The organism is Prevotella sp. AM34-19LB (assembly GCF_003468525.1).
Taxonomy (GTDB): domain Bacteria; phylum Bacteroidota; class Bacteroidia; order Bacteroidales; family Bacteroidaceae; genus Prevotella.
In genome coordinates this window covers 15,160-34,650 of record NZ_QSIG01000023.1, presented here as the reverse complement: position 1 = coordinate 34,650, position 19,491 = coordinate 15,160, and the positions used below count along the sequence as shown (strand labels likewise).

The following is a 19,491-nucleotide window of genomic DNA, read 5'->3' as shown; positions in this document are numbered from 1 at the left end:
AACTACGAGTTAGGATTATTAACATAAAGCTCTAAAGCAGCCAAAGGAGAATAAGAGAAGTTGGAACGTAAACAGTTGGGAATAAGCAGATTTGCACAAAGTTGCCAAATCGGCATAAAGCAAGCGAGTGAGGAATATTGAAGTAGTTCAGTTACTAAATCGTGAGCCACAGTTACCTATGCAAAGCAGGTAACAATGCGGAAAGGCAACTTTGTGCATCAACGGATTTTATTGCGCTGATTCTCAATGTTTTGCGTGTCAAGGAACGCTTACAAAATGATTATATTTGCACACTCAAAATGTAAGCGTTATGAAAATCGAAAAATTCAAGGTGTTGCTCTACCTAAAAAAGAGCGGAATGGACAAGAATGGAAAAGCTCCCATCATGGGACGCATCACGGTGAACAGGACTATGGCGCAGTTCTCCTGCAAGTTGTCTTGCACTCCATCGCTTTGGAATCCTCGTGCCAGCCGATTGGAGGGCAAGAGCAAGGAAGCCGTGAAAACCAACAAGGACATCGAGCAGTTGTTGCTTTCCATCCAAAAGGCTTTCGATGTGCTTGTGGAAAAGAGAACGGGCTTCGAGGCTAAGGATGTCAAGGAGGCTTTGCAGGGCAGCGTCAAGACACAGACCACCCTTCTCTCCTTCGTGGACGAGCATATCAGTGAACTCAGCACCCATGAGGGCATCGATATGTCGAAGAGCAGTGTCTGGACTTACAGAAAGATTCGCAAGAATCTCGCTGAGTTCATCGGGGAGAAGTATAGGTTGACTGATTTGGCTTTCGGACAGCTGACCGAGCCTTTCATCAGTGACTTTCATCATTACCTGCTTGACGAGAAAGGCTTTTCATCAGGAACCATCACCATCTATGTGTCGCTCTTCAAGAAGATGTGCCGCATCGCCTTTGAGCGAGGCTTGTGCAAGAACCTGCTGTTCGCCCATTATCGGGTTGGCACTCCAAGGGTTACGACACCCAAGGCTCTCAGCATGTCTGATTTCATAAAAATCCGTGATGCGGAACTGCCCGAAGACAAGCCGAGACTATCCGTTAGCCGTGACCTGTTTCTTTTCGCCTGCTATGCAGGAACAGCCTTCATAGACACCGTTTCCATCACGAAAGCCAATGTCAAGGTGTTGGAGGATGGTGACAAATGGCTCGTCTATAACCGCAAGAAGACCGGAACACTTGCCAGGGTGAAACTCCTGCCCGAGGCGTTGGAGCTGATGGCGAGATACGAGGACGGGGCAAGAGATACCCTTTTCCCATTGCTGAGCACGAATCGTGTTCGTATCGATCTCATCACCATCTGCAAGTTGGCGGAAACGAGCAAGACCTATTCCTACCATTCGGGACGACACTCGTTCGCCAGCCTCATTACGCTGGAGGCAGGTGTGCCGATGGAGACCATCTGCAAGATGCTCGGTCACAAGGATGTGAAGATGACGCAGCGGTATGCGAGAGTGACCCAAAAGAAGCTGTTTGAGGACATGGACAAGTTCATCGCTGCAACCGAGAAGGACTTTATTCTCGCATTATGAACAAGGCTTTCAACTTTTCTTTTTACAGTTTCAACTACATTATTATATTATAAGGACAACAACTATGAGCAGAAGTACATTTTCAATTTTGCCTTACATCAACAGACAGAAGGTGAAGGCAGACGGAACAGCCAACATACTTTGTCGCATCACCGTTGACGGCAAAAGCGCAGCCATTTCCACAGGCATATCCTGTACCCCACAGGAGTGGAACGCCAAGAAGGGAGAGGTACGGAACGCAAGGGACAACGGACGATTGGCAAGTTTCCTTGCTGAGGTCAAGGATAAATACAACTCACTTCTTACCACCAACGGCATCATTACCGTGGAAATGCTGAAGGCTGTGTTGAAGGACAAGGACACGACAGGAAGGTTCTTGCTGAACTTTGGTGATACCATCGTGGAATGGTATCGAACCTCAAAAGCCAGACAAACCTTTCTGCACAAGCGGACATGGCAGAAGAACCTGAGAGCCTTTGTCCATTCGTTGGATAAGGACGACATCGCCTTTGAGGACATAGACGAGAATTTCGGGGAGGAATACAAGCTATTCCTGAAACGAGACCAGGGACGTATCGACAGCTACGTGAACCATTGCCTTCTCTGGCTGAACATGTTGATGTACAAGGCAGTGGACAGGAGCATTATCCGCTTCAATCCCATAGCCAAGATAGGGTATGAGAAGAAGGCAGCCCCGAAGATGACCCATATCAGCAAGGCAGACTTCATCAAGATGCTCTCTACCCCGATGGCTGACGAGCGAACGGAGCTTGCACGCAGATGTTTCATTTTTGCCTCGCTCACCTCCTTATCCTATATAGATGTAAAGAAACTGTACCCTCACCATATCAGTGAGAACTCCGAGGGTAGGAAGTTCATCCGCAAGGAAAGAGAGAAGACAGGCGTGGAGTTCTTCGTGCCGCTTCATCCGATAGCCGAGAAGATTCTTTCGCTCTACAATACCACGGACGACAGCAAGCCTGTTTTTCCACTGGGTGAGAAGAAAGACATCTATCTTGATGTGCATACCCTTGGAATGGTGCTTGGCATAAGCAATAAGTTGGGATTCCACGCCAGCCGCCATACATTCGGAGTCTTGATGCTCAACGAGGACATTCCCATCGGCAGCATAGCCAAGATGATGGGACACGCAGACATTACAAGCACACAGGTCTATGCGCAGGTGACGGAGCAGAAGATTTCAAATGACATGGATAAGCTTATTGCCAAGCGAGAAAGGAACAGATTATCGAACGAAAAAACTATTGGAAAATGAACAGAGGAGTTATAACTATCAGCGAGAGCGGAACTGTATCCATGCCGACCGATACTGTATGGATGACCATGCAGGAGATTGCCGACATGTATAATGTATTCGGCTGCTATGTGCGCAAGGCTGTCAAGGCTATATTCAAGGATGGCATTCTGAAAGAGCAGGGTGTACGCCGTCATGTCAGGAAGAACGACCGCATCAGCTATGATGTGTATAGCCTTGAACTCGTCATTGCGGTAGCCTTCCGTATTGACAGCATTGAGAGCAGAGCCTTTCGGGAGTTCATCACGGCACGTTCAAAATTGTCAACCATTCGGTTGAGGTGGTTCACGATGTGGTTCATCCACTCGCTGTTTCTTGTCATTACTTCATTGCTCATAGTTGTCTCGTTTTATTGTTGATACTTACGTTACTCGGTTTACTTGCTGCATTGGATAAAGTGGCTGTTGTATATTGACAGCCTAACCTGTGCGCTTGCGAAAACGCATGTCCTTTTTCTTGTCCTCCACTACTGCTACGATAGCCATCACGTCCTCTGGCTTGTAGTAGGTCTTGTGGCTGATTTGCGTATAAGCCAAAGTTCCGTTGTCCCGAAGCGTCTGCACTGTCCGTGGGCAGATGTTGAGCGTCTGACACACGTCCTGCGTGTCGAGCCACTTGTTCATGGTCTTGTCCTCACTGCGCTCACGGATTCTGTCCATGCGCTTCACGAAGTTCTCCAACTGGGCATCAAGATAGTTGAATGCCTCTTCCTCGAATACGATGAATCCCATACTTTTCTTTTTTCTAAGTTAATACTATGTTGTATGTCGCAAAGCTCCACGCATATGCTGTGCTCCACGTTTGTGAGTGCAAAGATAAGGCACGGCAATCTAAAAACAAGCGTTTTCAATTTCTGTGGCAGTATGTTGCCGGGGTTTGCCGACTTCAACGCCAAAAACAACAAGAAAAACTTGCACGACTGCAACGAATGCATGAACAATGGTGAGTTGAGAAATACGTTGAAGTTCTCACAACTATCTCGGTATGCAAATAAGCAAGCCACAACTAAATTGCCACGTTACACCCAATCAGTTGCATGGCTGCACTCAGTACACTTACTTTGCACCCGACAATCGGTCAATGGTGCAAACCGTGACCACTATACTAACAAATAAAACAGCATAAGCTATGGCAAGAACAAAAGATGCAGTCTTGACTCCTGAGCAAAAGGAGCTGATGGAAAAAGAGTATTTGGATTTTGTTAAACCATCTACGTATGGCAACAAAGCCAATCCTAGTAGTTGTAATTCTCTCTATGATGATTATGATGATGTAGAGAACCCAGAGTTGAGAGCAATTGTAGAGAAAGTTGCTGCAACAACTCCTTATAGAGAGGAAACATCAACGAACGAGGCTCAATCGCCACCGAATCCGCAGAAGCGCATCAGTGGCAAGCAGCGCAAGGCGACATTAGAGGAGTATCAGCAGACCTTCCTCCAAGTTCCAAGGATTGACGACCGCAAGCCAGTCTTCGTCAGTTCCGATGTACGAGACCGTCTTGATCGTGTCGTCCGCATCCTCGGAGGGAGACGCATGAGCGTATCGGGCATCATCGAGAACATCGTGCGCCACCACCTAAGCCTTTATGAAGAGGACTTCTAGGCTTGGCGCAAATTGTGAGAATTAAGGTCTGCGACCTTGGGCGTGGATAGCTGAAAGGCTGTAGTTCCAACTAACGTGTTCTGAGAGGGAGCGAGGTATGTTTTGAGTTACTCAAAACCTTTCGGGTTACTCCCGAAAGACCTTGCCCTAATCGGGATGGTAGCCCTCCAAAGTCGGGCTGCCTCAACCCAACCTTTCGATGTAAAGAGATTTTTCACAGCATTGTCAAATCAACTAAAAAAACAGAAGGTGACAAACCCATTATTATGGATATAGCCACCTACCTTTATCGTTTGTATTCTTTTGAAGAAGCTTACGTCTTCATCATACAAGATTTTCCAAATACCATTTTTACGACCTCCTCTTTTTACGACATGAGAGTTGTCTTTTACAACATCTGCTCCATAAGATAACTTCTTAGAGACTGTTCTTATTTGCAAACTTATTAGCAATCTTTACCAATACCAACATCACTGGCACTTCCACCAACACTCCTACTACCGTTGCCATGGATGCACCAGAGTTGAGACCAAATAGCGAGATAGCTACCGCTACAGCCAACTCAAAAAAAATGCTGGCACCTATCAAGCCTGCTGGTGCGGAGACACTCTGAGGAAGCCCCCACTTCTTTGCCCAACCGAAAGCCAAGAAGAAGATGAGAAAAGTCTGGGCAATCAATGGAACAGCAATCATCATGATATGGAACGGATTGGCCACAATAATTTCTCCCTGAAAAGAAAAGAGTATAATCAAAGTGAGTAATAGTCCCACTGGCGTAATCTTATCAAACTAGTGAATGAACACATTGTAGAAATATTCCTTGCCTTTTTTGGCTATTATCAAACAACGGGAAAGGATACCTGCCACCAAAGGTATTACCACAAATAGGACTACCGACAACACCAACGTATTCCAAGGAATAGAAATACCACCCACACCCAAGAGAAAAGCCACCGTAGGCACGAAAGCCACCAAGAGGATGAGGTTGTTCACCGCCACTTGCACCAAGGTATAAGCCGCATCGCCCTTGGTAAGATAGCTCCAAACAAACACCATCGCCGTACAAGGAGCTGCCCCTAACAACACACATCCTGCCAGATACTGGTTAGCAAGGTCACTTGGAATAAACTTGCCGAAGACGAACATCAAGAACAACCAAGCAATGCCAAACATGGTAAATGGCTTGATGAGCCAGTTGCTCACACAAGTTACAACCAATCCCTTCGGATTCTTACCCACATTCTTGATACTCTGGAAATCAATCTTCAGCATCATTGGATAAATCATCAACCATATCAATACCGCCACGGGTAATGATACATTAGCATACTCCAACTTGCCCAATGCCGCAGGGAAAGCTGGAAGATACTTACCTATGGCAATACCTGCGATAATGCAAGCAGCCACCCACAAAGTAAGGTATTTTTCAAAAACACCCAATCCATATTTTTCTCCATATTATTCTGTGTTATAACTGATTTCGAATCTTATTAGAATACAATTCATAGAACTTTTCCTTGATTTCATCTCGCACTCTTCGGAATTCTGAGAGTACAAAACCTTCTGTTCCATTCACCTTGGATGGGTCATCAAATCCAATATGCAAACGATGCTTCACATCCCCGATGAAAGCAGGGCAACTCTCATTGGCTCCTCCGCAAACCGTTATCACATAGTCCCAAGAATCTCCAAGATACCCATTCACGCTCTTTGGCACATGATGGGAAATGTCTATTCCCACCTCCTTCATCACTTTCATCGCCAAGGGGTTCACACATTCCGCCGGTTCCGTGCCGGCAGAATGAACCTCCAAAGTTTCAGTAAATGATTGCATCCAACCATGCCCCATTTGGCTTCGGCAACTATTGCCTGTACATAAAATCAATATTCGCATTACTTATCAAAACAAAAAATTGAACAAATATCCAGAAAGGATGATAAATAGCGTGACCGTAGTAAAGAACACGGCAATGAGTCGCCACGTCATCACTTTCTTTAGCAGGGTGGCCTCAGGAAGTGACAAGCCTACCACCGCCATCATAAAGGCGATAGCCGTTCCCAAAGGAATTCCTTTCGCCACAAAGACCTCTATGACAGGAACGATACCAGCAGCATTGGCATACATCGGCACCGCCAACATCACACTCAGGGGAACTGCATACCAATTATCGCGTGACATATATTGCTCGAAGAATCCCTCTGGCACAAAGCCATGCATGAAAGCACCTATGCCAATACCAATGAAGATATAAAGCAAGACACCTCGCACAATTCGCCAAGAATCACGGATGACAATAGGCAATCTTTGCATGAATGAAGTTCTTTCCTGTTCCCATTCTGCTGTCTGCTTCTCAGATTGCAGTTGCACTTGCTTCACCCAATCACTAAGATAAGGTTCAAGATGCATACGCCCAAGCACAAATCCACCAACACATCCCAAAAGAATGCCACTTATCACATAAACCAGCGTTGCCTTAATTCCAAACGACCCCAAGAACATAGCCACTGCCACCTCATTGACAAGCGGTGATGTAATAAGAAACGAGAGAGTTACCCCAAGCGGTATTCCTCCCTTTACGAATCCTATAAACAGCGGAATGGACGAACAAGAGCAGAATGGCGTTATCGCTCCAAAGAGAGAAGCCAACAGATACTGCAATCCATACAACCTATGAGAGGACAGGTAATTACGCAATCGCTCAACAGGAAAATAAGCATTCACTATTCCCATAAGAGCACTGATAAGAAAGAGCAATAGTAAAATCTTGATGCTGTCATAAACGAAAAAATTGACTGCACTTCCCAAAGCTGTCTCATTATCCAATCCTATTATAGAAAAAACAAGCCAATCGGCAAAATTTTGAATCATATCTTTTTACCTTTTGTTTTCCCAAATCATAGACCCAACAAATTTCTAACCTCAGCTTCGGAAGGAACTTTGCCTTTCATCACAACGGTCTCATTAATGACAATAGCTGGGGTTGACATGATGTTATAGCGCATAATCTCTCCGATGTCATCCACCTTGGTCACGGTTATGTCCAGTCCGCTATTCTTCACTACCTTCTCCACCACGGCATAAGTACTCTTACACTTGGCGCAACCAGGTCCAAGCACCTTTATCTCCTTCACCTTAGAAGCATCGACAATAGGAGCAACAGTACTTTCCTTTTCTGTAGGAATCGTATATCCAGCACTACATGAACACTTGTTGGACTTTGATGAGAATAGGGAAGCCCAGAAACCCTTCTTTTCTTTATTTTCCATAATTATTATAGATAAAATGTATACGCATAATATAGCCCCACGGTAATGAACAAGATGGCAACTAACCTATTCAACCATTGTTGGCATACCTGCATCTTCTTATAAAAGCCTGCAATGTTAGCAACACTATAAGCTATCATCCATGCCACACCCACCACAGGCAATCCTGTAGCCAGAGCATAAATGACAGGTAGAACATAGCCTCCGGAAGCTGAAGCAGACATGGGAATGAGCATTCCAAAGTAAAACAATCCACTCGTTGGACAAAATGCCATTGCAAACAACATTCCCAAAAGCAAAGCACCGCACTTGCCACGTAGCCGCTCCGCCCTATCCGAAACACCAAAGCCCAATTTAGACAAAGGCATTCTTACATCCACCAACATCAGCACACCGATAATCAGCAACAAGGGAGCTACCAACAATTCCCCCCATCGACTTATTGAGGATTGCAGATTAAACGTGTCTATGCCTCCCCTCAACATATAAATCAACAATATACCTAACAACGAGTAAGCTACAATTCGCCCTATGGCATACAGGATGCCATGAAGAAGTATTCGTTGCTTATCCTCTATATCCTTGCTGATAAAGCCTATAGCTGTTATGTTGGTAGCAAGAGGACAAGGCTTGTCGCCGTGAGTAATCCTAAAAGAAATGCTGTTATTGCAGGCATATCGCTGGCATCAAGCCATGCTTGTAAAATTTCCATAACATCATCACTTCAAAAGTTTCTTTATCATTGTACTTACCCCCTTTTTAAACTCGCCTGTATTGGAACGAGCATTCTTAAATGCAAAAGCAGTCATGTCATTACGAGTTTCTTTGCTTTTTTTCCAACCATTGATATAAAGCGAAGACCAAGTGACACGATAATCTTTAGCTATCTTTTCTCCCTCGCTGGTCGAAATATCTACCACCCTGAATACGACTCTGCCTTTCTTTCGTTCATCCGCAAAATCTTTTTCCACCACTTCTCTCGCATACTTTTCGATTGCGATACAAGTTGCACAACGTTGCTTACCATGGAAATACAAGACCTCCACATAATTCTTGCCTTTACCTTGCGCCATTGTCAGCAAGGCAAAAAGACTAAGCACTACTAATAATAAGTTTCTTTTCATCATAGTTATATATATTAATTGTAATTCGTAAAACAACGAACAGTATGGTTATAAAAAAGGGTTAGCAACACCCACCCTTTTTACACAGGCATTGCTCCAAGAAACCATCAAACAGTTCCTTAGCCAATAGCCAATTATCACGATTGATGCAATATTTCACTTTAGGAGCCTCCACCTCTCCCTGTATGAGTCCTGCATCTTTCAATTCTTTCAGATGCTGAGAAACAGTAGCCTTTGCAATAGGAAGTTCCTCATGAATATCGCCAAAATAACAAGTCTCTTGCTTAGCAAGAAATTGCAAAATTGCAATGCGAGCAGGATGCCCCATCGCCTTCGCAAATCGGGCAAGCTGCTCTTGTCTGATACTATAATCTTTATTTGCCATATATATTTGCATTAAATCCGTTCGCGGATATACGAACAGATTTCTAATTGGCAAAATATAGGAGGTTAAAGAAACTTAAATACAGATTTATTTGGCAATATTAACATCTCTAAAGGAATAAACACCAACTTTATGTCACAACCTACCAATTCATAAATAACTGCAAAAAGAATATAATATAAAACCGTTTTTCAGAAATTATATTTATCTTTGTACACGAAATCAAAGCGTTCTTTGTATATTGTAAAGTTGTGAAAGAAAAAGAATATAGCTCGTTTCAAATCGTTAGCAGTTACATTCCTTAAAACACTTAACTCACAGATATTCAGTCGATAAAAGATTTTGTTATGACTCAGGAGGTGCAACATCTTCAATTATCAATCTCCTATTTTGTAGTAAGACTAATTGTTCAATATATATCAGTTGTTTGTCGTAGCTCATATATCCAAATAAAAAGTAAAGCCTCATCTTAGTACACATCATTGAGAGGAGTGGTGGGATTTATAGCTACAAAAATGTGGCTTTAATTCGCCTTCTCCAAATATTTTCTAAGAAACCAGCTTATCGGGTAGAGAATTTTACGCAAAAGTTCTAAATTCCATAAATTTCTCCTAGATAGTCATGGGATATTTAGAAAAATATCGTATCTTTGTCCCCGAATTGAGGCGTTCTTTGCATATTGCAAAATACAGAAACGAGCAGAAGTCCGCTCGTTTCCATATTGTTACCTATATAATATAGGCAAACGCCCAACTTCTTGATTTTCAATCAAAGTCCAATTTAGAGCGAGTTAGTAATTTTAACGAAGTTTCAAATTGAAAGCTGCTGAAAATCGCCCCTTATCGCCACCCAAAATTTGGTGGTTCCCCCAAAAATCCGTATCTTTGCACTGTCATTCTGAGATAAGGCGCCAACGTTATCTTTAAGTTAATCTCCCTCTTTTAATATGGCTTTTTCATAAAAAAGATGTATCTTTGCAGCGGAAAAGGGGACAAAGGCTAATCTGGCTCCCAAAACATCAAAAATTGATAAGATTATGGCTGATACTAAGTTACTCCTGGTTGAGGATGACGAAAACCTCGCCTATATGGAGAAAAGCTGCTTCGAGGATATCATCGGAGGATATGAGGTGAAAACCGCCGTTAACGGCAAGGAAGGACTGAAGGCGTGGAGAGACTTTCAGCCCGATGTCATCGTATCGGATATCGACATGCCCATCATGGACGGCATCGAAATGGTGAAGAATATCAGAGAGGTGGATGGAGAAACCATCATCCTCTTTACTACCGGTCTCACTTCGCCCAAGGATCTGAAGGCAGGTTATGCCGCCGGAGCCAACAACTATATCAAGAAGCCTTTTATTCCTGAAGAGCTGGATGCACACATCCACAGCCTTATCCAGCTGAAAGCCGGAAAACGCAGCGAGAACGCCAGCAGCCAGATCAAGCTGGGAAGATATACACTGGATGCCAACCACGCCACCCTGAAAGATACGCAGGAAGGCAACGAGAAGATGCTTACCGCCCGGGAGGCAAAAATCCTCGAACTGCTGGCGGTAAACAAGAACGAGGTGGTGCGCCGGGAAGCCGTACTGAGCCGCTTCTGGGGCGTGGAAGACAAGGATTACTTCGCTTCCAGAAGCCTGGATGTATTCATCAAGAAAATCCGCACGGCACTGGAAGACGAACCAGCCGTAGAACTGAAAACCATCAGAGGAGTGGGATTCAAGCTCATCGCAGAATGAGCATCCCCCACCCCTTCATAACATTATACGAGAATCAAATTAGAATAAAGAAAAAAAGACAGAAAAGACATCATTATGCTGAAAGCGATATTATACTACATACTGTTCCTGGCTGAATATCTCAGCACCATCTTCCTGGGAGGATTCCTGGTGGGACTCTACATGGCACTGAACATCCCTTCGGGCTCCCACAGCCAGCAGATAGGAGCCCTGGAGGAATCCATCTATCCGTTTATGTTTGTCATCGGATTTCTGGGCATACTCATCGTATGGTTCACCTTCGGACATTACAAATTCTCCAGGTTCTCGCTTGGAAAGGTGGTTCCTGCTGCCAAATGGAAGGCGATGACCATTTGCACCATACCGATTATGGGCTTCACCATGGTCTTCTATTCCATCATGAACCTCTTCCATCTCGACTTCCTGCCCAAGCAGATGATGGAGATGAGCTATCTCGGCTTCCTGCCTTACAATATCATCGGATCTTTTATATCTGTCTATATCTTCTTCGGTGCCATTCAGGAAGAACTGATCCGCTGCGGCAAGAAGAGATGGGTGCAGCTGCTTACCCTCTCGATCATGATGCTGCCTGCATGCATGATGTCGGTAACAACCAGTGGTGATATCAATGTAGATCTGACCGTGCTCGGTTTTATCTCCCTCTGCTATTGCAGCTGGATATACAGCAAGACGCGCAGCACCATCATTCTCATCGTGCTCTATTTCATATCCAGTCTGGTTCCCTTCCATTTTGAATCGAAAGTGCTCGGCATATTGCTCCTGATAGCCGGCACAGCCTTAACTATAGGTGGATTCGCTGCCCTGAGCAGGAAACTGCCTGAAATGCTTGTGAAAGATGAAGACGAATAGAGCCAAGGCACTCAGCACCACGGCACTGATAGCCGTGCTCTGCATGCAGCTGTTCTGGATGTGGAACTCGCTGCAGATGACCGTTCATCAGATGGGATATGAGACGCCCTGGAACCTGGCACCGGATGTCAGGGCACAGGCATTACTCGCTGCTTTCTACGAAAGCAAATTCACCCTTCTCACCTCGCTCCTTACAACGGTGGTGATCATCCTGAGCCTCATCGACCAAATCAACTACATCGATGAGCAGGAAAGGGTGCGACTGCTGCGCGAGGACTTCTCCTATGCGATGGTTCACGACATGAAGTCGCCGCTCACCTCCATCATCATGGGAACCAAGTATCTGCACAGCGGTGTACTGGAAAAGAAGCCGGAAATGAAGGAGAAATATTTCTGCATCGTAGAAGACGAGGCGCAGCATCTGCTTGCCCTCATCAACCGCCTGCTCACCATCTCAAAACTGGAGCACGGCAAGCTGCATATTCAGAAGGCGGAAGTAAATTTGGAAACGATGATAGAGGATGTGGTGGATAAATACAAGGCGAAATCAGCGAAACCGATCCATATCATCACCCGGTTTGGAGCCACCTCTGCCCTAGCCGACGAGGAATATCTGAAGGAGGCAATCAGCAATCTGGTGGATAACGCCACCAAGTACTCGAAGGAGGAAATCAACATTGAGATTTCCACCCTGGAGGATGACAGTAACGTGTATATCAAGGTTTTCGATGAGGGTATCGGCATAGCCAAGAGCGAACTGAAGACCATCTTCAACCGCTTTGAGCGCGCCGCTGAGCACGAAAAGGATGCCCGTAAGACCCGTGGCGGCTTCGGCATCGGTCTGAACTACGTGCTGCAGGTAATCAACGCCCATGGCGGCAAGATAAGTGTGAAGAGCGAGAAAGACAAGTGGTCGGAATTCACCATCTCGCTGCCGAAATAATCAGACAGCAGCTTATCTGTGGCTTATCTGTTATAAATGCCCTATATCTCTTCCTTTAAACTTAATTTCAGAAACTTATCGCATAGCTGATATACTCCCTCATCCTGCGTGATAAAATCCCTTTCGAGCAAGGTCTTCACGGCTCCCTGCACGGTACTGGCACCCAGACGATACTTATGCAGAAACTCCTGCGACATCAGCGAGGAAGGACTTCCCTCCCTGGCAATGGCTATGAGCAGCTGCTTCTGCTTGCTGGTAAGCTGGAACAGCAGAGCCTGATAGGCAAAACGATGCTGCGAAAGAATGCTCTCTATGCAATATTCCACATCCTCTTTTCCCAAAACCCTGGAATCAGAAATCGAAGTATAGAGCATGTTGAGCACATACTGAATATACCAGGTAATACCATCAAAACGATGATAAAGATAGGAGAACGCTTCCGCAGAAATCTGCTTGTTGATCTTAGACAGATGATGGTTGGCAAACTCCAGATAGGTCTGTTCGTTGATAGCCTCCAATCCCATGATGCTCGAACTGTGATAGAAAGGACGTGACCTGGAGGTAAACATCAGTGCCATCATGTGGCGCTTGGAACCAGAGAAGATGAAGTTAGCGTTATGACAGTTCTGGATGCGCTTGCGCAACGTAGCCTCCACCGTTTTCTCAGGATAACCGGCAATGGTCTGGAATTCATCAATGGCTATCAGGCAAGGCTTATCTGCCTGGGAAAGATAGGCAAAGATCTCATCCAGCGTAATATCAGGCGACTGAATATCTCCGATGCCCACGCTCCATTCCGGATTTCCATTGATATCGAAAGAAATGGTAGATTTCAGCGACTGAAGCATATTCAGGAAGAACTCCCACACCTTTCTGCCCTTGGGTTTCAAGGCTGCAAGAATCCCCTTGCCCAGTGCATAAACAAACTCCCCGAGATTCTTGGTATCGTAAATATCAATATATATGCAATGATACTGCTCCCGGATTTCCTTCTGATAGAAACAATGATAAATCAATCCCGACTTTCCTAATCGTCGTGGTGCTATCAATGCCACATTGCATCGGTTGGTTAGATGCCGTGTAAGCAAGGCGGTTTCTTCTATCCTGTCGCAGAAGAAATCTGGGGATAAATACCCTTCTATGAGAAACGGATTGGTCTGTACCATAAGCATTTACTGAATTATGAATTTTACGTAACGAAGATTTCATAATCTCCGGATGCAAAGATACATATTATATTTGAAACCCGCAAGTTATTTGGGGAAAAAATATAAAAGCTGCACAAATGTAAACCTCATTTATAATAAATGACGGTTTACATTATAAAGTTTTACAGATTTTTAAGAGCAACTTTCCACCCATTTCTAAAAAAAAGCAATACCTTTGCTGCAGAATAAGATATTCAAACATAAATAAATAGGAATAAAGATGGACTTAAAAGGAATCTACACAGCCGATGCCAACCGCTATAGCGATGCAGAGGCACTTTATCAGAGATGTGGCAAGAGCGGAGTCTTGCTGCCTAAGGTTAGTCTGGGATTCTGGCACAACTTCGGAGGAGTGGATCCTTACGAGAGAAGCCGTGCCATCACCCATTATGCCTTCGACCACGGAATCACCCACTTCGACCTTGCCAACAACTATGGTCCTCCTTACGGAAGTGCCGAGGAAACGATGGGAAGACTGATGACGGATGATTTCCTGCCTTATCGCGATGAACTCTTCATCTCTACCAAGGCGGGATATGATATGTGGGAAGGTCCTTACGGCAACTGGGGCTCTCGCAAGTATCTGATGGCGAGCCTCGACCAGAGTCTTAAGCGTATGAATCTGGACTATGTTGATCTCTTCTACAGTCATCGTTACGACCCGAATACGCCACTTGAGGAAACCCTCCAGGCAATGGTAGATATCGTGAAACAGGGCAAGGCACTCTATCTCGCATCAGCCGATGGCCATTGGAGCACTGAAGTTTGCCGATCAATACCTGAAGGAGCGCGACTGTCCGCTGCTCATCTTCCAGGACAGACTCAACATGCTCGACCGTGCGCCGCAGGAGAACGGAACCCTCGACTACTGCCACGAAAACGGCATCGGATTCATCTCCTTCTCTCCCCTCGCCCAAGGTCTCCTTACCGACCGCTATCTCAACGGCATCCCAGCCGATAGCCGCATGGCAAAGGAGCACTTCCTGAAGCACAGCGTCCTGACCCCGGAACTCCTGGAGCAGTTGAAGCAATGGAATACAGAAGCCGGCGAACGAGGCGAAACCCTTGCCGAAATGGCGCTGGCATGGATTCTGCACCAGAAAGGCGTAACCAGCGTACTGGTAGGTGCCAGCTCTACAGCCCAACTGGAAAAGAACATGAAATGCGTTCATGCCAAGGCATTCTAAAAATAGATAGTAGCCAGCTAGAATACCAAGTTCTAGTGGCTACTATTTTTGTTTTATACCTTATTATATATCTTTATACACCTTATTATATATCTTTATACACCTTTTAGTATGATTTTTCAAAGAAAAGCAGTAACTTTGCACCCAAAAATAGAAATTTGCATTCATGAATACAAAGATAAACGAATTTGAGGTGATGGCACCTGTGGGCTCGCGCGAGTCTTTGGCTGCCGCTATTCAGGCTGGTGCCGACTCCGTATATTTCGGAATCGGCAAGTTGAACATGCGTTCACATTCTGCCAATCATTTTACAATCGACGACCTGCGTGAGATTGCTGCCACCTGCAACGAGCATGGCATCAAGACTTATCTCACCGTCAACACAGTGATTTACGACAACGACATCCCTACGATGAAGGAAATCATTGATGCTGCCAAGGAGGCAGGCATCTCTGCCGTCATCGCCAGCGATGTGGCTGTGATGAGCTATTGCAATGAAGTAGGAGAGGAAGTGCACCTTTCCACACAGTTAAATATCTCAAACACAGAGGCTTTGAAGTTTTATGCACGCTTTGCAGATGTTTCCGTTCTGGCACGTGAATTGAATATGGACCAGGTGAAGCATATCCATGAGCAGATAGAGCAGCAGAACATCTGCGGCCCTATGGGCAAGCAGATTCGCATCGAAATGTTCTGCCATGGCGCCCTGTGCATGGCTGTATCGGGCAAATGCTATATGAGCCTTGCCAATGCCAACCGCTCTGCCAACCGTGGCGAATGCGTTCAGATTTGCCGCCGCAGCTATACCGTTACGGATAACGAAACCGGCAACCAGCTGGAAATAGACAACAAGTATGTAATGAGTCCGAAGGACCTGAAGACCATCCGCTTCATCGACCGCATGATGGATGCCGGTGTACGCGTCTTCAAGATTGAGGGTCGTGCCCGTGGACCTGAATACGTATATACCGTAGTGAAGTGCTACAAGGAGGCGATAGCCGCCGTGCTAAACGGTACCTTCACCGAAGAGAAGAAAGATGCCTGGGATGAAAGACTTGCCACCGTATTCAACCGCGGTTTCTGGGATGGTTACTACCAGGGTCAGACCCTCGGCGAGTGGAACAAGCACTATGGTTCTGTGGCTACCGAGAAGAAGGTGCTCGTTGGCAAGGTGATGAAATACTTCTCCAAGCTGGGCGTGGCAGAGGTTGCCGTAGAGGCTTCTACCTTCGACAAGGGCGAGAAACTTCTGATTACGGGTAACACCACCGGCGTGATGTATCTCAATGCCGATGAAATCCGCTACGACCTGAAGCCTGTGGAAACAGCGCAGCAGGGTTGGAGAGTGTCTATCCCTGTACCGGATAAGGTGCGCCCTAACGATAAGCTCTATAAGTTGATTACAGTAAACGAAATTAAAGAAATAAAATAATGGCAACAATTAATGAATTGCAGGATGAAGTGGTAGAGGAGTTCCAGGACTTCTCCGACTGGATGGATAAGTATCAGATGCTCATCGACTTGGGCAACGAGTTGGCTCCTCTCGACGAGAAATACAAGAACGAGCAGAACCTTATCGACGGCTGCCAGAGTCGCGTATGGTTGCAGTGCGACTACGAGGATGGCAAGCTCGTTTTTACAGCCGATAGCGATGCCCTCATCGTAAAGGGAATCATCGCCCTCCTGATTCGTGTGCTGAGCGGTCATACTCCAACAGAGATTATGGATGCCGACCTCTATTTCGTAGAGAAGATTGGCCTGAAGGACCACCTCAGCCCAACCCGCAGCAATGGTCTCTTGGCGATGATCAAGCAGATTCGCATGTATGCCCTGGCTTACAAGACCAAGGAGGCAGAGGCATAAATATACAAAAGAGTAGGGGATAGCCCCCTCATTTCAGAATAACTATGCGTAAATTAAGAACGATAGAGATGAATCGCCTCACGCTGGAGGAATTCAAGGAGGCAGAGAAGCTTTCATTGATAGTAGTCCTGGATGATGTGCGATCATTATATAATGTGGGAAGCGTGTTCCGCTCCTGCGATGCCTTCCGTGTAGAGGCGGTGTATCTCTGCGGTATCACCGCCACTCCTCCTAATGCCGAAATCCACAAGACGGCACTGGGCGGCGAGGATAGCGTGGATTGGGAGTACTTCAAGACTACCGAAGAGGCTGTGGAAAAGCTGAAACAGAAAGGCTATTTTGTGTATAGCATTGAGCAGGTAGAGGGTTCTACCAAGCTTCAGAACCTCGAAGAATCCCATAAAAGAATTTTCGGAAAGGAAGTAGGGGAGAAGCCGTCAGATTCTTCACTCTCCGCTCTTCACTCTTCACTACCAAAGGGTTACGCCGTTATCTTCGGCAACGAGGTAAAGGGTGTGAAGCAGAACATCGTGGATATGAGCGATGGCTGTCTGGAGATTCCTCAGTTTGGCACCAAACATTCCCTGAATGTCAGCGTAACAGCCGGCATCGTGGTCTGGGAATTCGCTAAACTTCTGAAGTTATAAACAAAAATCAGGCTATCAATACAATAATCCCCGATAAAGCAGCCAGGCTTTATCGGGGATTTTCTTATTTCAGATATTCTCCGAAATCAGTCAATCTCATATCGCCCTTCTTCAGGAAGGTATCGTGCATGGCGAGGGCGGCACGCATGCTCTGTGGCTCGTGTCCCTTCTCTGCGAATTTCAGATATTCGCGGAGCATAGGGCGATAATCCGGATGCGCACAGTTTTCGATAATCTCCTTGGCACGGCGCAAAGGCCCCTTGCCACGAAGATCGGCAACGCCCTGTTCGGTAACGATAACATCCACATCATGCTCGGTGCTATCCACGTGACTGCACATAGGAACAATGGCAGAGATGCAACCATTCTTGGTGGTACTCTGCGTGGTGAAGATAGAAATGTAACCATTGCGCTCGTAATCGCAGGAACCGCCAATACCATTCATCAGCTTGCTGCCGCAGATATGGCTGGAGTTCTCGTTGCCGTAGATATCACACTCGATAGCGGTGTTCATAGCGATGACACCCAGTCGGCGAATCACCTCAGGAGAGTTCGAAATCTCGCTCTGACGAATGGTGAGATGCTTCTTGAAGTAATCAATATCATCATACACCTCTTTCAATGTATCATTGGTTACGGTGAGCGAAGAGCAGGAAGCATCCTTGATTCTTCCCTCGCGCATGTATTTCACTACGGCATCCTGAACCACCTCGGTATAAACGCTGAACACAGGCACGTTAGGATTCTGTCCCAAAGCCTCCAATACGGCGTTGGAAGTTACACCCACACCGCTCTGCAAAGGCAGGAACTGTGGAGGAATATGCCCCTTCTTCAAGTCGCTGACCAGGAAATCAGCCACATTGTGTCCCATCTGCTCGGTTACAGGGTCGAGTGGCTTGAAGGCACGCGCCTCCTCCGGAATGCAGCATTCCACCACACCGATAATCTTATGTGCATCAATCTCCACATATTCCTTACCGATTCTATCGCCCACATTCAAGATTGGGATAGGGGTGCGGAACGGGCATTCGGCTATCTCATACACATCGTGAAGATAGCGGGAAGCAGGACTATGGAAGGTATTCTTCTCGATGAGCACCTTCTTTGCCAATCTAACGATGGTAGGAACGATGCCGCCGGCAGAGGTAAGGAATGCCTTGCAGGTGGTTTCGCCTTCCTCCAGGTCGGAAACCTCAATGATGGCAAGGTCTATCTCGCCATAGAACCCACGGCGCAGGCGCTCAGCCATGTGACCGAGATGCATATCCTCATAATCTATCTCGCCCAGGTTGGTATGAGTTCTAAAGTCCTTGTTGGTAGAAAATGGCGCACGGAACTTGATGGCATGGGCTGCTGCCATGTCACCTTCAATACTTTGTGAAGTAGAAGCACCTGTCAGGATACCTACTTGGAATGGTCTGCCTGCCTCATGCTCAGCCACGGCTCTCTTGGAGAGTTCGCGGAAGGTAGCCTTAGGCACACCGTTTGGAGTAAAACCACTCAAACCGATTGTATCTTGATCATTAATCATCGCTGCTGCTTCGGCAGCGCTTAATCTAATATACGCCATTTTCTTCTTTCTTAATATTCATTAGCGGAACTGATAGCCGCATTCTAAATAATTGATACCTATTTGTGGCTGCAAAGTTACACATTATTTTCGATATATGCTAATCATTTGATGATTTTATACAGATATTAGGCAAAAAACTTACAGTTCGTGAATAGATATGCAGATTTCACTTACTTTATGCAAAAATAAGGCTGGCATCCATGCGCCCTGAAAGGTAGGG

General features: G+C 45.9%; 18 protein-coding genes and 3 pseudogenes. 11 read left to right on the top strand and 10 right to left on the bottom strand.

Features of this window, described 5'->3' with window-relative positions; all coding sequences use genetic code 11:
- Positions 1-310: 310 nt before the first annotated feature.
- The 3 genes from DW830_RS08680 to DW830_RS08670 all read left to right on the top strand — a co-directional run bounded on the left by DW830_RS08680 (position 311) and on the right by DW830_RS08670 (position 3,217).
- The gene (locus DW830_RS08680) at positions 311-1,543 is read left to right on the top strand and encodes a site-specific integrase (protein WP_119249589.1); all 1,233 of its coding nucleotides are present in this window, start codon (positions 311-313) and stop codon (positions 1,541-1,543) included.
- 64 nt (positions 1,544-1,607) lie between these two features.
- The gene (locus DW830_RS08675) at positions 1,608-2,819 is read left to right on the top strand and encodes a site-specific integrase (RefSeq protein WP_118161256.1); all 1,212 of its coding nucleotides are present in this window, start codon (positions 1,608-1,610) and stop codon (positions 2,817-2,819) included.
- Positions 2,816-3,217: a hypothetical protein gene (locus DW830_RS08670; protein WP_233544450.1), complete on the top strand. Its 402-nt coding sequence runs from the start codon at positions 2,816-2,818 to the stop codon at positions 3,215-3,217. The genes DW830_RS08675 and DW830_RS08670 overlap by 4 nt, the downstream gene beginning before the upstream one ends.
- A gap of 60 nt (positions 3,218-3,277) precedes the next feature.
- On the opposite strand, the gene DW830_RS08660 is transcribed toward DW830_RS08670, so the two are convergent.
- Entirely contained in the window at positions 3,278-3,589 is a 312-nt protein-coding gene (locus tag DW830_RS08660) for a helix-turn-helix domain-containing protein (RefSeq protein WP_008656559.1), read from the bottom strand.
- A gap of 397 nt (positions 3,590-3,986) precedes the next feature.
- Between DW830_RS08660 and DW830_RS08650 the strand changes: the two genes are divergently transcribed.
- Complete coding sequence (locus tag DW830_RS08650; protein WP_119249587.1) at positions 3,987-4,460, top strand: DUF3408 domain-containing protein; 474 nt, start codon at positions 3,987-3,989, stop codon at positions 4,458-4,460.
- A 417-nt stretch (positions 4,461-4,877) separates the two neighbouring features.
- On the opposite strand, the pseudogene arsB reads toward DW830_RS08650, so the two are convergent.
- The 7 genes and pseudogenes from arsB to DW830_RS08615 all read right to left on the bottom strand — a co-directional run bounded on the left by arsB (position 4,878) and on the right by DW830_RS08615 (position 9,236).
- Positions 4,878-5,900 (bottom strand): annotated as a pseudogene (arsB, locus tag DW830_RS08645) (ACR3 family arsenite efflux transporter).
- Between the two features lie 28 nt (positions 5,901-5,928).
- Positions 5,929-6,354, bottom strand: coding sequence for an arsenate reductase ArsC (locus DW830_RS08640; RefSeq protein ID WP_117588078.1), 426 nt, complete (start codon positions 6,352-6,354; stop codon positions 5,929-5,931).
- 6 nt (positions 6,355-6,360) lie between these two features.
- The gene (locus tag DW830_RS08635; RefSeq protein ID WP_118201195.1) at positions 6,361-7,329 is read right to left on the bottom strand and encodes a permease; all 969 of its coding nucleotides are present in this window, start codon (positions 7,327-7,329) and stop codon (positions 6,361-6,363) included.
- 26 nt (positions 7,330-7,355) lie between these two features.
- Entirely contained in the window at positions 7,356-7,592 is a 237-nt protein-coding gene (locus tag DW830_RS16530; protein WP_233544454.1) for a thioredoxin family protein, read from the bottom strand.
- Positions 7,593-7,732: 140 nt separating this feature from the next.
- Positions 7,733-8,439, bottom strand: a pseudogene (locus DW830_RS08625) (aromatic aminobenezylarsenical efflux permease ArsG family transporter).
- A gap of 7 nt (positions 8,440-8,446) precedes the next feature.
- The gene (locus DW830_RS08620) at positions 8,447-8,854 is read right to left on the bottom strand and encodes a nitrophenyl compound nitroreductase subunit ArsF family protein (RefSeq protein WP_410524508.1); all 408 of its coding nucleotides are present in this window, start codon (positions 8,852-8,854) and stop codon (positions 8,447-8,449) included.
- A 58-nt stretch (positions 8,855-8,912) separates the two neighbouring features.
- Positions 8,913-9,236 carry an ArsR/SmtB family transcription factor gene (locus DW830_RS08615; RefSeq protein WP_117588079.1) on the bottom strand — a complete coding sequence of 108 codons (324 nt, stop codon included), beginning with the start codon at positions 9,234-9,236 and terminating at the stop codon, positions 8,913-8,915.
- Positions 9,237-10,272: 1,036 nt separating this feature from the next.
- Between DW830_RS08615 and DW830_RS08610 the strand changes: the two genes are divergently transcribed.
- The 3 genes from DW830_RS08610 (at position 10,273) to DW830_RS08600 (ending at position 12,793) form a co-directional block, all read left to right on the top strand.
- Positions 10,273-10,980 (top strand): response regulator transcription factor, encoded by a 708-nt coding sequence (locus DW830_RS08610; protein WP_119249586.1) that lies wholly within the window; start codon positions 10,273-10,275, stop codon positions 10,978-10,980.
- Between the two features lie 75 nt (positions 10,981-11,055).
- Positions 11,056-11,850: a hypothetical protein gene (locus DW830_RS08605; protein ID WP_119249585.1), complete on the top strand. Its 795-nt coding sequence runs from the start codon at positions 11,056-11,058 to the stop codon at positions 11,848-11,850.
- Positions 11,837-12,793: a sensor histidine kinase gene (locus DW830_RS08600; RefSeq protein ID WP_119249584.1), complete on the top strand. Its 957-nt coding sequence runs from the start codon at positions 11,837-11,839 to the stop codon at positions 12,791-12,793. The genes DW830_RS08605 and DW830_RS08600 overlap by 14 nt, the downstream gene beginning before the upstream one ends.
- 41 nt (positions 12,794-12,834) lie before the next feature.
- Here DW830_RS08600 and DW830_RS08595 read toward each other — a convergent pair whose 3' ends face one another.
- Positions 12,835-13,959, bottom strand: a complete 1,125-nt coding sequence (locus DW830_RS08595) for an AAA family ATPase (RefSeq protein WP_119249598.1) — start codon at positions 13,957-13,959, stop codon at positions 12,835-12,837.
- Between the two features lie 262 nt (positions 13,960-14,221).
- On the opposite strand from DW830_RS08595, the pseudogene DW830_RS08590 reads away from it, so the two are divergent.
- From DW830_RS08590 to DW830_RS08575, 4 genes and pseudogenes are all read left to right on the top strand, one after another.
- Positions 14,222-15,188 (top strand): annotated as a pseudogene (locus DW830_RS08590) (aldo/keto reductase).
- A gap of 166 nt (positions 15,189-15,354) precedes the next feature.
- Complete coding sequence (locus DW830_RS08585) at positions 15,355-16,620, top strand: peptidase U32 family protein (protein ID WP_119249583.1); 1,266 nt, start codon at positions 15,355-15,357, stop codon at positions 16,618-16,620.
- A complete protein-coding gene (locus tag DW830_RS08580; protein ID WP_118312686.1) occupies positions 16,620-17,051 on the top strand; it encodes a SufE family protein in 432 nt (143 codons plus the stop codon). The genes DW830_RS08585 and DW830_RS08580 overlap by 1 nt, the downstream gene beginning before the upstream one ends.
- Positions 17,052-17,095: 44 nt before the next feature.
- Positions 17,096-17,698: an RNA methyltransferase gene (locus DW830_RS08575; protein ID WP_119249582.1), complete on the top strand. Its 603-nt coding sequence runs from the start codon at positions 17,096-17,098 to the stop codon at positions 17,696-17,698.
- A gap of 64 nt (positions 17,699-17,762) precedes the next feature.
- On the opposite strand, the gene DW830_RS08570 is transcribed toward DW830_RS08575, so the two are convergent.
- Positions 17,763-19,268, bottom strand: a complete 1,506-nt coding sequence (locus tag DW830_RS08570) for an acetyl-CoA hydrolase/transferase C-terminal domain-containing protein (protein WP_119249581.1) — start codon at positions 19,266-19,268, stop codon at positions 17,763-17,765.
- Positions 19,269-19,491: the final 223 nt, after the last annotated feature.

Bases quoted from the DNA above. Each gene is read 5' to 3' on its own strand.
- DW830_RS08680 (WP_119249589.1), top strand. From the start codon at position 311: ATGAAAATCGAAAAATTCAAGGTGTTGCTCTACCTAAAAAAGAGCGGA.
- DW830_RS08675 (WP_118161256.1), top strand. From the start codon at position 1,608: ATGAGCAGAAGTACATTTTCAATTTTGCCTTACATCAACAGACAGAAG.
- DW830_RS08670 (WP_233544450.1), top strand. From the start codon at position 2,816: ATGAACAGAGGAGTTATAACTATCAGCGAGAGCGGAACTGTATCCATG.
- DW830_RS08660 (WP_008656559.1), bottom strand. From the start codon at position 3,589: ATGGGATTCATCGTATTCGAGGAAGAGGCATTCAACTATCTTGATGCC.
- DW830_RS08650 (WP_119249587.1), top strand. From the start codon at position 3,987: ATGGCAAGAACAAAAGATGCAGTCTTGACTCCTGAGCAAAAGGAGCTG.
- DW830_RS08640 (WP_117588078.1), bottom strand. From the start codon at position 6,354: ATGCGAATATTGATTTTATGTACAGGCAATAGTTGCCGAAGCCAAATG.
- DW830_RS08635 (WP_118201195.1), bottom strand. From the start codon at position 7,329: ATGATTCAAAATTTTGCCGATTGGCTTGTTTTTTCTATAATAGGATTG.
- DW830_RS08620 (WP_410524508.1), bottom strand. From the start codon at position 8,854: ATGATGAAAAGAAACTTATTATTAGTAGTGCTTAGTCTTTTTGCCTTG.
- DW830_RS08615 (WP_117588079.1), bottom strand. From the start codon at position 9,236: ATGGCAAATAAAGATTATAGTATCAGACAAGAGCAGCTTGCCCGATTT.
- DW830_RS08610 (WP_119249586.1), top strand. From the start codon at position 10,273: ATGGCTGATACTAAGTTACTCCTGGTTGAGGATGACGAAAACCTCGCC.
- DW830_RS08605 (WP_119249585.1), top strand. From the start codon at position 11,056: ATGCTGAAAGCGATATTATACTACATACTGTTCCTGGCTGAATATCTC.
- DW830_RS08600 (WP_119249584.1), top strand. From the start codon at position 11,837: ATGAAGACGAATAGAGCCAAGGCACTCAGCACCACGGCACTGATAGCC.
- DW830_RS08595 (WP_119249598.1), bottom strand. From the start codon at position 13,959: ATGGTACAGACCAATCCGTTTCTCATAGAAGGGTATTTATCCCCAGAT.
- DW830_RS08585 (WP_119249583.1), top strand. From the start codon at position 15,355: ATGAATACAAAGATAAACGAATTTGAGGTGATGGCACCTGTGGGCTCG.
- DW830_RS08580 (WP_118312686.1), top strand. From the start codon at position 16,620: ATGGCAACAATTAATGAATTGCAGGATGAAGTGGTAGAGGAGTTCCAG.
- DW830_RS08575 (WP_119249582.1), top strand. From the start codon at position 17,096: ATGCGTAAATTAAGAACGATAGAGATGAATCGCCTCACGCTGGAGGAA.
- DW830_RS08570 (WP_119249581.1), bottom strand. From the start codon at position 19,268: ATGGCGTATATTAGATTAAGCGCTGCCGAAGCAGCAGCGATGATTAAT.